The 12,592-nt window shown below is 65.4% G+C and carries 14 protein-coding genes and 1 tRNA gene; 5 read left to right on the plus strand and 10 right to left on the minus strand.

The features are described from left to right. Position 1 precedes the first annotated feature (1 nt). From GEU84_RS00490 to lptF, 4 genes are read right to left on the minus strand one after another with little or no spacing between them, the layout of a single operon-like run. Positions 2-1,234, minus strand: a complete 1,233-nt coding sequence (locus GEU84_RS00490; RefSeq protein WP_152823549.1) for a peptidylprolyl isomerase — start codon at positions 1,232-1,234, stop codon at positions 2-4. A 60-nt stretch (positions 1,235-1,294) separates the two neighbouring features. After that, positions 1,295-3,439 (minus strand): LPS-assembly protein LptD, encoded by a 2,145-nt coding sequence (locus GEU84_RS00495; protein WP_152823550.1) that lies wholly within the window; start codon positions 3,437-3,439, stop codon positions 1,295-1,297. Then, positions 3,439-4,533 carry an LPS export ABC transporter permease LptG gene (gene lptG / locus GEU84_RS00500; RefSeq protein ID WP_152823551.1) on the minus strand — a complete coding sequence of 365 codons (1,095 nt, stop codon included), beginning with the start codon at positions 4,531-4,533 and terminating at the stop codon, positions 3,439-3,441. The genes GEU84_RS00495 and lptG overlap by 1 nt, the downstream gene beginning before the upstream one ends. Further along, positions 4,530-5,654 (minus strand): LPS export ABC transporter permease LptF, encoded by a 1,125-nt coding sequence (gene lptF, locus GEU84_RS00505; RefSeq protein WP_174539242.1) that lies wholly within the window; start codon positions 5,652-5,654, stop codon positions 4,530-4,532. Before lptF ends, lptG begins: the two co-directional genes overlap by 4 nt. 145 nt (positions 5,655-5,799) lie before the next feature. On the opposite strand from lptF, the gene GEU84_RS00510 reads away from it, so the two are divergent. From GEU84_RS00510 to GEU84_RS00520, 3 genes are read left to right on the plus strand one after another with little or no spacing between them, the layout of a single operon-like run. Continuing rightward, positions 5,800-7,269 (plus strand): leucyl aminopeptidase, encoded by a 1,470-nt coding sequence (locus GEU84_RS00510; protein ID WP_152823553.1) that lies wholly within the window; start codon positions 5,800-5,802, stop codon positions 7,267-7,269. Between the two features lie 3 nt (positions 7,270-7,272). Further along, positions 7,273-7,692, plus strand: coding sequence for a VOC family protein (locus GEU84_RS00515; protein WP_152823554.1), 420 nt, complete (start codon positions 7,273-7,275; stop codon positions 7,690-7,692). Continuing rightward, positions 7,692-8,162, plus strand: coding sequence for a DNA polymerase III subunit chi (locus GEU84_RS00520; RefSeq protein WP_152823555.1), 471 nt, complete (start codon positions 7,692-7,694; stop codon positions 8,160-8,162). Before GEU84_RS00515 ends, GEU84_RS00520 begins: the two co-directional genes overlap by 1 nt. A 61-nt stretch (positions 8,163-8,223) precedes the next feature. Here GEU84_RS00520 and GEU84_RS00525 read toward each other — a convergent pair whose 3' ends face one another. After that, positions 8,224-8,679 carry a disulfide bond formation protein B gene (locus tag GEU84_RS00525; RefSeq protein ID WP_152823556.1) on the minus strand — a complete coding sequence of 152 codons (456 nt, stop codon included), beginning with the start codon at positions 8,677-8,679 and terminating at the stop codon, positions 8,224-8,226. A gap of 232 nt (positions 8,680-8,911) precedes the next feature. Between GEU84_RS00525 and ypfJ the strand changes: the two genes are divergently transcribed. After that, positions 8,912-9,751 (plus strand): KPN_02809 family neutral zinc metallopeptidase, encoded by an 840-nt coding sequence (gene ypfJ, locus GEU84_RS00530; RefSeq protein ID WP_152823557.1) that lies wholly within the window; start codon positions 8,912-8,914, stop codon positions 9,749-9,751. A gap of 47 nt (positions 9,752-9,798) precedes the next feature. Continuing rightward, positions 9,799-9,882: transfer RNA gene (locus GEU84_RS00535), tRNA-Leu, on the plus strand. Between the two features lie 85 nt (positions 9,883-9,967). On the opposite strand, the gene GEU84_RS00540 is transcribed toward GEU84_RS00535, so the two are convergent. Genes GEU84_RS00540 through GEU84_RS00560 form a run of 5 tightly spaced genes read right to left on the minus strand, consistent with a single transcriptional unit; the run spans position 9,968 to position 12,578 of the window. Continuing rightward, positions 9,968-11,017, minus strand: a complete 1,050-nt coding sequence (locus GEU84_RS00540) for a tyrosine-type recombinase/integrase (RefSeq protein WP_152823558.1) — start codon at positions 11,015-11,017, stop codon at positions 9,968-9,970. Further along, positions 11,014-11,226 (minus strand): hypothetical protein, encoded by a 213-nt coding sequence (locus GEU84_RS00545; protein ID WP_152823559.1) that lies wholly within the window; start codon positions 11,224-11,226, stop codon positions 11,014-11,016. Before GEU84_RS00545 ends, GEU84_RS00540 begins: the two co-directional genes overlap by 4 nt. Then, positions 11,226-12,080, minus strand: coding sequence for a hypothetical protein (locus tag GEU84_RS00550; protein ID WP_152823560.1), 855 nt, complete (start codon positions 12,078-12,080; stop codon positions 11,226-11,228). The genes GEU84_RS00545 and GEU84_RS00550 overlap by 1 nt, the downstream gene beginning before the upstream one ends. A gap of 37 nt (positions 12,081-12,117) precedes the next feature. Next, positions 12,118-12,339 (minus strand): hypothetical protein, encoded by a 222-nt coding sequence (locus tag GEU84_RS00555; RefSeq protein ID WP_152823561.1) that lies wholly within the window; start codon positions 12,337-12,339, stop codon positions 12,118-12,120. Next, entirely contained in the window at positions 12,339-12,578 is a 240-nt protein-coding gene (locus GEU84_RS00560) for a hypothetical protein (protein WP_152823562.1), read from the minus strand. Before GEU84_RS00560 ends, GEU84_RS00555 begins: the two co-directional genes overlap by 1 nt. Positions 12,579-12,592: the final 14 nt, after the last annotated feature.

Here is a 12,592-nt window from a genome sequence, read left to right on the forward strand (position 1 = left end):
GTCACGGTTCGCGGATGATCGCGTTGGCGCGCAGATCCTGCAGATAGGCCTCGGCCAGACCGGCGATGCGCTGGTTCAGGATCTGCTGGCGGATCTCGTCGCGCGAGGGCACGGTTTCCAGCTGCGGGCGGCGGGCGCACAGCATCAGGAACACCCGGTTGCCGCCGCGCACCAGTGCGGTCGACACTTCGCCCGCATCCAGCCGGGCCAGTTCCAGCGCCACATCCTGCGGCACGGCTGACATGGGCTGGGTGGTGCGCGTCAGTTGCGGTTCGCCCGCGCCATCGGTGAGGCCGTAAAGATCGTTGCAGGTATCGACGCCGCTGCGCAGCCGGGCAAAGCTGGCCTCGGCGCTGCCGTCATTGGGCAGCAGATACTGGGCGTATTCCACCTCCATCGCGGCGGGGGCGGACAGGGCGGTTTCCTCCAGCGCGCGCAGCAGGAACACCGCCACGGCATCGGGGATGGCCACCGGCTGCGTCACCTCGCCGGGGCTCAGCGCCAGCACGAAAGGCGCTATGGCGGGCGGCAGGTTGGCCAGCGGCACCCAGTCGATCCGCCCGCCGTTGGCGGCCGAGGCTGCGGCGGAATACTGGCGCGCGGCGGCGGCAAAGGCGGCCTCGCCGCGTGTGTCGCGCGCGATGCGGCTGGCCAGGGCCAGGGCCTGCGCCTCGTTCCCTGCCGGGGCGGGGATGATGATTTCCGAAAGCAGCACGCGCACGGCGGCGCGGGGCTGGGCATTGGCCAGCGCGCGGTCGATGTCGATATCCGTCACTGACACGCGCGGCAGAAACCGGGCGCGCACCACTTCGCGCCACACCAGCCCTGCGGCCACGAAATCGCGAAAGGTTTCGGCATCCACCCCCGCCTCGCCCAAGGCCGTCACGAATTCCTCGGCCGTCAGATTGGCGCGGCCGGCGAATTCGGTCATGCCCGCCAGAACCTGCTCTTCGGTCAGCTCCAGATCCAGCGCCTCGGCGGCATCGCGGCGCAGCCGGTCCTCGATCAGCGCATCCATCGCCTCGGTTTCCGGGTCGCCGGGCGCGCGCAGCAGCCGCAGGAACTGGATACGCTGTTCCAGCTCGTAATTGGTAATCACCCGGTCATTGATGTAAAGCCGGGGCGCGAAGGGGCTTTGCTGGGCCACGGCCATTGGCGCGATGGCACAGATGCCCAGCAGCAGGGTTGCCGCGCGCATCAGGGCGAAGGGCCGCATCAGAAATTGTGGTCTCATCACTGCTGTTGCCGTTTTTCTGTTCGTTGTCATGCGATTGCCTGGTGCATCGGGCATCCCCTAGCGGCCACAGCGGCGGGACGGGCCGGGGGCCGTGCCACTGCCAAAGCCCAGAAGATCGACCGAAAGGCCAAAATCCGTGGTTGGTTGCACACTAGTCGAGGATGTGAACCGACGCGAGAGGGAAAGATCGACGCTCATGCATTCGTTGCGAAACTCCAGCCCGACACCGGCGCGGGCGGTGCGGTCGGCCTTCACGTCATAGCGGCTTGACGCCTTGGCCGTCCAGAAATCGGTGACGCGGTAGCGTCCGTCCAGCGTCAGTTCCGAAACCGGCGTGTCGCGGCTTTCCAGCGGGTCGGCCATCAGGCGCACATAGCTGGCGGCCAGGCCATAGTCATCGCGTTGCAGATCCATCCGCAGCTCGGCCTTGGTCACTTCCAGATCGTCGTCGAACAGCACGCGATTGGTCATCATCAGCCCGCCGTTCAGGCCAAGTTGCATGGCAACCAGCCAGTCCGACCGTTGCCCATCCAACCCCGAGGCCCCGCCGAACTGCGCGGTATCCCTGGTGCGGATCACCCGGCCGGCCGTCAGGCCCAACGACCAGCCCGCCGGATCGAACCGGGTCCAGCTGATGCCCAGATTGGCACGGGTTCCGCGCTCGGTGGCATCCGACCCCGGAAAGCGGTTCAACGAAAACAGGTTGCCCTCGTCAAATTCAACCAGTGCCGAATCCTCGTTGGGCAGATCTTCGGTGCTGGAGGGGCTCCAGATCAGTTGCGCCACGGGTTCCACCACATGCTGCGCGCCGCCGCGCCCGGCGCGCACCCAAGGCCAGCGAAACTCCATCGCGGCAGCGCCATGCAGACGGGTGGTGGTGCCGTCATAGATGTCATCCTGCGTGATCTGATAGACATCCGCCGTGGCCTCGCCCAAGAGCGTGCCGACAATGCCTGCGGGCAGCACCCAGTTGCGCCGCCAGTCCACCCGGACCGAGGCACGCGCCATGTCGCGCCCGTCGGCATCGGTGTCGGCGTCGATGTCGGTGTCAAACGGCAGGGTGGAACTGCGATACTGGCTGTGGGTTTGCAGCCGCAGCCCCGCCTCGCCGCCCAGGGGCCCCGCGCTGAACCGGCGGTGAAACGTCAGATCACCCACCAGCGAGGGCAGCGTGGCGTTGCTTTCCCCGTCGCGTATGGAATGGAAATAGATCAGCCGCCCCTCGATATGTTCGTTGCGCCTTGTGCGCGACACCTCGACGCGGCTGTCCAGACGGTCACGCTCGGGCAGGCCATAGTCAAGGTAATAGGCCGGGTCGCTGACACCCTCGATGCGGAAGGTCAGGTCGAAATCGCGCGGCAGCTCAAAGGCGCCGGTGGCCAGCACATGACCACGCAGGTCATCCGGCAGCAGCTCGTCGCGCGACCAGGCGCCACTCACCTCGATACCGCCGCTGGAAAAGGCCTGCCGGTAGCGCAGTTCCAGCGTGCGGCCGCCCTTTGTGGTGACATAGGGCGTCAGCGTCAGGTCGCGGCTGTCGCCCAGCGTGATGAAATAGGGCAGCTTCAGCCCGGTCCCCAGCCCGCTGGTGGTGCGCAGCGAGGGCGTCAGCACGCCACTGGCGCGGGTCAGCCGCGGGTCGGGCATGCGCAGGCGCGGCAGCCAGAACACCGGCATGCCCGCGATGCGCAGTTGCGCGTCGCTGAAATAGATCTGGCGCTGCACATCGTCATGCACCACCTGGCTGGCGCGGATTTCCCACAGCGGCGTGGGGTTTTCGGCACAGACCTGACAGGATGACGCCACCGTGCGCCCCAGCCGCGTATAGCGCCCGCCGATGCGGCTGATTTCGGTCGCGGCCAGTTGCAACTGCTGGTTCAAGACCAGCCGCGCGCTGGTCAGCACGCCTTGGGTCAGATCCGCCGACAGTTCGGCCTGATCGGCAAGGATGAAAGTGCCGCTGTCATCCTTCAGCACGATCGGGCCTTCGATGCTGAGGCTGTCGGCGGCCTGATTATAGATGATGCGCTGCGCCTGCACCCGGCGGCCCTGATAGAACACCTCGACATTGCCTTGTGCGACCAGAGTGCTTTCCCCGGTGATGGCGACGGAATCGGCCACCAGTGTGGCCGCTTGCTGTGCGGCCAGCGGCAGCGGGGCCAGAAAAGCGGCGCACAGCGCCAGAAGCCGGATCAGCCGCATCAGCCATCCTCCAGGTGCAGCAACAGCGCCAGCGCCAGCATGGCGGCGGCCAGTGGCGGGCTCCATGCCGCCAGCGCAATGGGGATCTGGCCGTTTTCACCCAGAACCTGTGCGAAATTGCGCAGGAAAAAGATGCCAAAGCCACCCATGAGCGCGAACAGCACCATCGTGCCGGTCTTGCCGAACCGCGCGTGGCGCATCGTGAAACCGGCGGCGATCAGCACCATCGCGGCCATCAGCAAAGGCAGGGCCAGTTCCATCTGATACCAGACCCGGTGCTGGCGCGCGGAAAAGCCGGCCCGTTCCAGATCGGCGATGTATTGCGGCAGTTCCCAGATCGGGATGCCCGAAGGTGTGCCGAAGCCGTCGCGGATACCCTCGCGCGTCAGGTTGGTGGGCAGGTCCATGGCCGCCGTCACCATCGCCCCGGATTCGGGGTTGGCCGCATCCAGTGCCCAGCGTTTCACGCCGCGCAACGCCCAGGCACCCGCGCCCAGCGTGGCACCCTCGGCCTCGATCCGCGTCGCCAGGGCGCCCGTTGCGTCATAGGTCAGGAAGGTCACGCCATAAAGCTCCGTCCCGTCCAGACTGGCGCGGGCGGCGTGGATCACGGTCTGGCCATCCTCGGCCCCCTGCCGCAGCCACAGCCCGTCATCGCTGACCGACAGCACGCTGTCATTGCCGCGCACCAGCCTGTCATAGGCCGCGTCATATTCCCGCGCCGTGGCCGCGACCATCGGGTTCAGCACCGTCACGGCAAACACCCCCAACAGCAATGCCGCCCCCGCGGGGGCCACCAGAAAGCGCAGGCCAGATCGCCCCGCCGCCCGCACCACCACCAGTTCGCTTGACCGCGCCAGCCCCAGAAACAGCGCGATCGACGCCAGAATCAGGATCAGCGGCAGGATGCGGTACAGGCTGGCAGGCACGTTCAGCGCCGCCAGTTCGATGGCCTGCGCCAGGCTGACACCCTGATCGGAAAACCGGCGCAACTGATCCAGGATGTCGATCAGCATCATGATCCCGAAAAAGATCAGGAACACGCGGATCACCATCACCACGAACCGCCGCGCGATATAAAGGCTCAGCGTCATGCTGCCACCGCCGCGCCGCGCCTGCGGTGCCGGGGCCGCTGCGCCAGCCACAACAGCCCCGCCGCCAGCCCGCAGCCGGTGACGGGCGCCAGATAGGCCAGTGGCCACAGCCGGTCATCCTGCAACCCGGCCGAACTGGCAGCGGTGTTCACCAGTTGCAACAGGATCAGCAGCAGCACCGCAAACAAAATCTGCCGCCACAGCCCGAACCGGCTGAACGCGCCCAGAAGAAGCGCGGCAAACCCGATCAGCGCGGCGGCAAGGCCCAGAAAGGGCTGGCCGATGCGGCTGTGCCCCTCAAACAGGAATGTCGCGCGGCTTTGCCCGGTCTCGGCCATCAGCGCAGCCGTGGGGGCCAGCAGTTCCATGGTGGCAAGCTCGTCCAGCGTGCGTGCATCCGGCCCGCCGGTGGTTATCAACCCGGCCAGATCATAGGTGAAATCGTCAAACCGGGTGATCGCCAGCCGCTGATCCTCGCGCCGCAGGATCTGCGCCATGCCGTCCAGCATCACCAGCTTCGGCCCCGTATCGCCCCGCACCAGCAGCGCACGCCGCGCGGTATAGGTGGTGCGTTCGCGGGGTGAACGGTCATCAGCCAGGAACAGGTCGCGCAATTCGCCATTCGCCGCAATCTCGCGGATATACAGGGTCACGCCGTCGCCCGGGTGCATGAACCGCCCGTCGTTCAGGAAACGCGCGGTGGCATTCTCGGCAATCTCGGCGCTGCGCACGGCCAGCGTGGCGCGGCTGGCGGGCACCAGCACATTCATCAGGATCACCATCATCAGCGCCACGATCAGCCCGAAATACAGCACCGGCCGCGCCAGCCGGAAGGCCGAAAACCCGGTGGCCTGAAGCACCACCAGCTCGCTGTCCTGCGTCAGGCGGTTCACCACATAAACCGTTGCGGCGAAAGCCGAAATCGGCAGCACCAGCCGTATGACATTGGGCAGCGTCAGCAGCGAGAATTCAAGGAACACCAGCGCCGACTGGCCATCGCCGATCAACTGGTCAAACAGCCCCACCGCGCGGTTGATCCAGTAGACCAGCACCAGCACCAGCGAGAAAAAGCCGAACAGCGCCACCAGCAGCGACAGCATGTATCGGTCCGTCCTTGCCACGCGCCATGTCCCCCAGGGCCGGGCCACACCGCCCCGCTGCGGCGGACGCTAGCGGAAATCGGCGGCGGGGAAAACTGGTATCTGGTCATTGGCCGGGGCAGGGGCTACCGTCCGGCAAAAGCGCGCTGCATGCAGGAGAGACCCCATGGCCCACCCCGTTCCGATCCAGTTCCGCGACCCCGATCTTGAGGCGCTGGCCAGTCTGCCGGGCCGTATCGTGATCCTGGCGGGTGAGGGCGGCGCACTGGGGCCGGGGGCCAAACGGGTGAACAAGCTGATGCGCGGCGCGGTCGAACGCTATGTCGCGTCAGACGCTTTCGCCAAGATGAAACAGGGTGACGCGCAGGATCTGGCCTGGCCCGCGGGCCTTGCCGCCGATGCGGTGCAGGTGGTGCGGCTGGACAAGCGCGCCGATGTGACCACGGCGCGCAAGGCGGGCGGTTCCATCGGCGCGAAACTGGGCAAGGCGGGCACCACCGTGCTGGCCGACGGGTTGCTGCGGGCGGCGGACCTGTCGTTCGGCCTGGTGCTGCGCGCCTATGAATTCACCGCGCACAAGACCGGCGAACACACGCCCCCCGGCCCGGTCACATTCATGGTGGCAGGGCCCGAGGCCGTGGCGGCGGCAGCCTCGCCGCTGGCCGCACTGGCCGAGGGTGTGTTCTTCACGCGCGATCTGGTGAATGAGCCCGCCAATATCCTGACCACCGATGATTTCGCCGCCCGGCTTGCCGCGATGCAGGAACTGGGGCTGGAGGTGGAAATTCTGGAAGAGGCCGATCTGACCAAGCTGGGCATGGGCGCTTTGCTGGGCGTGGGGCAGGGGTCGGAAAGCCCGTCCAAGGTTGTGGTCATGCAATGGAACGGCGGGCCGAAGGATCAGCCCCCCTTTGCGCTGGTCGGCAAGGGCGTGGTGTTCGACACGGGTGGCATCTCCATCAAGCCTGCGGGCGGGATGGAGGAAATGACCATGGACATGGGCGGGGCCGGTGTGGTTTCGGGCGTGATGCGCACGCTGGCGCTGCGCGGGGCCAAGGCCAATGTGGTGGGGCTGGTCGGCATCGTGGAAAACATGCCCGACGGCAAGGCCATCCGCCCCGGTGATGTGCTGACATCCATGAAGGGCGACACGATCGAGGTCATAAACACCGATGCCGAGGGGCGTTTGGTGCTGGCCGATGTGATGTGGTATGCGCAGGAACGGTTCAAACCCAGCGGCATGATCAACCTTGCCACGCTGACCGGGGCGATCATCGTGGCGCTGGGGCATGAGAATACCGGCGTGTTTTCCAACAACGATGCCTTGTGCAACGCCTTTCTCAAGGCCGCCGCCGCCGAGGGCGAGGGTGCATGGCGCATGCCGATGGGCGAGGCCTATGACGCCAAGCTGAAATCCCGCATCGCCGACATGATGAACGTGGGCGGCCGCGACGGCGGGGCGATCACGGCGGCGCAGTTCCTTGCCCGGTTCGTGAAGCCCGAGGTGCCGTGGTGCCATCTGGACATCGCAGGCACCGCGCTGCTGAAATCCGATACCGCGCTGGCACCCAAAGGGGCGACCGGCTGGGGCGTGATGGCGCTGAACCGGCTGATCAAGGACATGTATGAGGGCTAGGCCATGCTGATTGCTGCAACACGTTATCACGATTGCGAGGCGGCCCTGGCCTTTCTGACCGATGTGTTCGGGCTGGTGCCAGCTGGAGTTTATCGCGACGATTCCGGGCGTATCCAGCATGCGCAGATGATGCTGGGCACCGGGATGCTGATGTTCGGGCCGGAACAGGGCGGGGCATTTGATGCCTTCATGGCGCATCCGTCAGATACCGGCGGGCGGGCCACTGTCAGCCTATATGCCGTGGTCACTGATCTGGACGCGGTGCATGGCCGCTGCGTGGCGGCGGGCTGCACCCTGCTGATGCCGCTGCGCGAGGAATCCTATGGCGGGCGCAGCTTTTCGGTGCGTGACTGTGAAGGCCATGTCTGGACCTTTGGCACCTATGACCCCTTTGCGCTTGATCCTGCAACATTGGCAGGCTGATGGGCGTCGTGATGTTCTACCACCTCACCCGCTCGCCGCCTGAGGAGACGGCGCAGCTTTTGCTGGGCCGGGCCTTGGTGGCGGGCTGGCGGGTGATGCTGCGCGGCACCGATGCCGCGCGGCTTGATTGGTGGGATCAGCGGCTGTGGCTGGGGCCGGAAGAGGGGTTTCTGCCACATGGGCTGGCGGGGGGGCCGCATGACGCCGATCAGCCGGTGCTGCTGGGGCGGGGGGAAATCGGCAATGGCGCGCAGGCGCTGATGCTGGTGGATGGCGCTGCGGTGACTCCGGACGAGGCGCGCGGGCTGGAGCGTGTCTGGCTGCTGTTCGACGGGCAGGATGATGCGGCCACGGCGGCGGCCCGGGTGCAGTGGAAGGCGCTGACCGGCGCGGGGCTGGCCGCGCAATACTGGTCCGAGGAAACCGGCAAATGGCAGAAAAAGGCGGAAAGCGCCGGGGCTGCGGGCTGATACCCATGGGCCGCGTGACGGCCATGGCGCGCGGGCAACGCCAGCCGCAGGTTTCCGGCCCTCAGCGCCGCGTCGCCGCCAGCCAGACCAGCGCCAGACCCAGCGACAGCACCGCATTCCATGACGCCATCGACAGGCCCGCCATCGCCCAGGCCACCTCGTCACAGCGCACCAGCGGGGCCTCCATGATCTGCGCCAGCAAATCCTCGGGGGCCACGCCTGCGATGCTGCCGGATGTGCAGGTGCTGGGGCCTTCCCACCAGCCGCGCTCTACCCCGGTGTGAAACATCCCGATCCCGGCGGATGACAGCGCCGCCAACCCCCCCAGCCCCGCCAGCCAGCGCGCGGGCATCACCAGCGCCAGCAGTGCGATCATCACCGCCGCCGCATGGGGCCACCGCTGCCACAGGCACATGGCACAGGGCGCCAGCCCGCCGATGTATTGAAAGGCAAGGGCACCGGCCAGCAGCAGGCCAGACCCGGCCCCCGCGATCAGCATCAGCATCTTGCGCGTCATGTGGAACCCCCGGCCATCCGCCACGTTACTGCCCGGGTTGCATCACGCGCGGCTGGCTGGGTCAAGGTTCAAACCTTGCGGGCAGGGCGGGCAGGCATTAGCCTCACGCGCGTGTGAGTGGCGGATGGTGGTGACAGTCGCGCGGCCGGAGCCTTGCTGCGGCACCAGCCTGACGCGGCTCTGGGTGGCGTGTGTGAGCAACGGGGCAGGCCCCGGGAAACGGGGACAGAGGATGCAGTGGAAAGGCCGGCGGGGCAGCCGCAACATCGAGGACCGGCGCGGCATGTCCGGTGGCCGGGCGGGAAGCGTCGGCGGCGTGGGGCTGATCGCGGTGCTGCTGATCGGCTATTTCCTTGGCGTCGACGTGACGCCCTTGCTGGAAGGCACGTCCGCCCGCTCCGGTCCTGCCGAGATCACCGAGGCCGACCGTCAGGCGGGCGAGTTTGTGTCCGTCACCCTGGCCGACACCGAGGATATCTGGGCAGGCGTCTTTGCCGATCAGGTGGGCCGCGCTTACCGCCCGGCCACGCTGGTTCTGTTCAAGGGGGCCACGCAATCGCCCTGCGGCGGGGCCAGCGGGGCCACCGGCCCGTTCTACTGCCCGGCCGACCGAAAGGCCTATCTCGACACCGCGTTCTTCGTGACGATGGAGCAGCGGCTGGGCGCGGGCGGCGATTTTGCCGCCGCCTATGTGGTGGCCCATGAAATCGCGCATCATGTGCAGAACGAGCTGGGCATTCTGGGTCAGGCCAACCGGGCGCGCGCCCAGGCGACCGAGGCGGAAAGCAACGCCATCTCGGTGCGGCTGGAATTGCAGGCCGATTGTTATGCGGGCATCTGGGCGCGCGGGGCCGAGGCAGAGTTCGGCAGCATCCAGCCCGGTGATCTTGAGGAAGCGGTGAACGCCGCCCGCCAGATCGGCGACGACACGTTGCAGCGCAACGCAGGCCAGCGCCCGATGCCGCACACCTTTACCCACGGCACCTCGGAGCAGCGGTCGCGCTGGTTCCTGACGGGCTATGACAGCGGGTCACTGGCGGAATGCGACACTTTTGCGGCAGAGCGGCTTTGACCGGCGGTTGACGCCGCTTTGGGGCCGCGCTAAACGCTGTTTCCAAGGCCCGAGTGGTGGAATGGTAGACGCAGAGGACTCAAAATCCTCCGCCGCGAGGCATGTCGGTTCGAGTCCGACCTCGGGCACCACGTTGATTTTACTGCGTTATCTTGCATTTTGCCTCTCGCTTGTTTTTGCTGGTCCGGGCGTGTAGCCCACAGGCTTAGCCCACTTTCACGTTTCGTTTCTGTTCTGGTCCCTTCGATTCTGTGCCGCCTTGGATAGCTTCTTGCGGCTGGCCTTTTGGCGGTAGAACGCCACCATCGCCGCCGATTGATTGGTGACGGCTTGTATCTCCGCGTCGCTGCATCCGGCCTCGGCCAGTTGGACGATTGCCAGCTTGCGCAGCCCGTGCATGGAAAAGGGCTTGGCCTTCTCGCCCAAGGTTTCCCGCCAGTCGCGGAATTGTTTCTCCACTGCCGAATAGCCCAGCGGTTGCGTTAGGTTCTTCGCAAGCAGGTAAGCGCCGGTCTTGCGGATAGAGCCGACAAACTGGCGCAGCCGGACGGGACAGTAGACACTGAAACGCTCGTCGCCTTTCTCGTCAGACACCGACATTTCGTCACCGTCAAAGTCATCGTGTCGCATCGCAATGGCGGCACTCGGACGTTGACCAGTGCCCAGGATCAGTTCTGCCGCTGTCCGCACATCAGCCGGGGCAGAGGGCAGGGCATTGATCAGCCAATCGGGCCACGGCTCAAACTCGCGGGTCTTGCCATACAGATCAATTTTGGCTGCCGGGTTGTCGCCCAACGGCCAGTCGAGTTTGTCCTTGGCGAAGTTCCAAAGCAGCCGGATAACCTGAATCATGTGATCGGCTTTGCGGGGTGTATCAGCCAGCTTGTCATGGATCGCGCGGACGTGCTGGCGGGACGTTTCGGACACCGCCTTGCCCGCGTTCTTTTCAAGTATGGCGTCCATCGTGTGCCGATAGCTTTTCTTGGTCGAGTCGCTCAGCTTGCGCTGTATGCGCGGGTCTTTGCGCCACGCGATTACCACTGCCTGCCAGCTATGCTCCGGTGCCTTCGGCTTCTGGCCTTCATGCTGGCCCCGTTCGCAGAGCCAATACAGCCTGTCGAGTTCTTGCAGATCGCCTTTCCAGTCGAGCGTGATGACCTTTTCACGGCGCTTCCCGCCCTCGGTCCAAACCTTGCGATGCCGGGGCACCAGCTTGCCGCGAACCTCTTTCCACTCAAGCCTCGGTTTGACGGGCAGGCGGGTCATAGGGTCAAACCTCCATCGGGTCGCGCCAGTTCCCCCTTGGCGAGTTTGCGCAGTTCGTCTGTATCCCACCGCTTGAAGCCCGGTGCGATTTCCCGGCCCCCAGGCAGATGACCGCCCTCGACCAGCGCGCGAAACTCGGCAGGGCGCATGTCAAGCAGCGCCGCAGCCGTGGTTTCGTTCGCCAGTATGGGGACGGGGCGCGCGGTCATCAGTCGTTGTCATCCGATGCGAACAGCCCGCAGGCCCGCAACCGCACCAACTCGTGCTGCTGATCCAGTTCAATCGCCCGCGCCGGATTGCGGTCGTTGAAGTGGACGTCGAAGTATTCCAGATCGTCACCTTTCAGCCGCATCCCGCGCAGCTTCATAAACTCTTGCGTTTCCTCCAGCGTCAGACCAACCAACAGCCAGTTGCCCGCCTCGTCCTTTTCCCAAGCCTTGGTGAAATTCGCCTTTGGAGAAAATGGGTTTGGTTCCGGTTCAAGGTCTGGAATGGAAAAGTCCGGGACCTCCTCACCGGCGACGATAGCCATCAGTTGCCGGTGCGTTTCGTCAATCAGACGATCAACGTCCAACACCTGCACAGCGTTCGGCAGGCGGGGTTCTTCGCTAGTTTCGTTGTAGATCGGCACAACGGCCCAATCCCCGTTCTTCATGGGATAGGTGAGAATCGTCATGCCGGAGTTTTGCACAATGCCGTGGCCCCGCGCGAAAACACGCCGTCCCACCATTTCCGTCAGATCAATGGACCAACGTTGCGGAAAGCCCACCCGGTTCATCGTGTAGGCTGCGGCAATCATAAGCACTTGTTTGCCCGTGAACCTGCGCCGCTTGCCGGTCCCAGGGTTTACCCATTCCCCCATCAGGTGGACAAGCCCGCGCTTGGGGTCGAGAAAATGCTCCAATGCTTTCGGGGTCGCGCCGGTGATCTTACACACATCGGGCAAGAGAAACTGCGGTTCAGCCCAAATCTGGTTTGCATCGTTCAGCTTCTGCCAGAGTTCTTCGTGATCGACGGTCATAATGCAGCCCCATTGTGTGGGATTACCATAGCCCCACGGCATGGGGCTGTAAAGACCCATACCGTGGGGTTCTGCAAGTTTATGCCGCTTCGCCACTCACCGCCCTCGCCTCGGCCCAGTCGATCAGCGCCGTGCCGTGCATGGTTGCGGCGGCAACTACAACCTGCACCGCCGCCCTCAGCCCTTTCGGCATAGTCTGATCGTCATGCACATCTGCAATCTGATCGGCCAGAAAGCCCAATGCTGACAGGGCCACGCTCAGTTCGCAGGCCATGTTGTCAACGACAAAATCCCGCGCCATCACTGCACCCGTTCCAGATCGTTCACCAGACGGCTGGCCTTGGCCACCATTTCATCCGCCAGCGCGGTGCAGGCATTGGACGCGGGCGTTGCAGGGTTCCCTGCGTGGGCTTCTTCAAGCAGGATTTGCAGGCCCTGCAACAGCCCATGGAGGAAAGTCGCTGTCGTGCTGCAATCGGACAGCGTAGGGCGTTCGGGCAAGCCGGTATCGTTCCCCGGTGTGGGGGTTGTGGTGGTCATTGCATTTGCTCCTT

The sequence above is a fragment of the Fertoeibacter niger genome (assembly GCF_009380135.2).
Classification (GTDB): domain Bacteria; phylum Pseudomonadota; class Alphaproteobacteria; order Rhodobacterales; family Rhodobacteraceae; genus Fertoeibacter; species Fertoeibacter niger.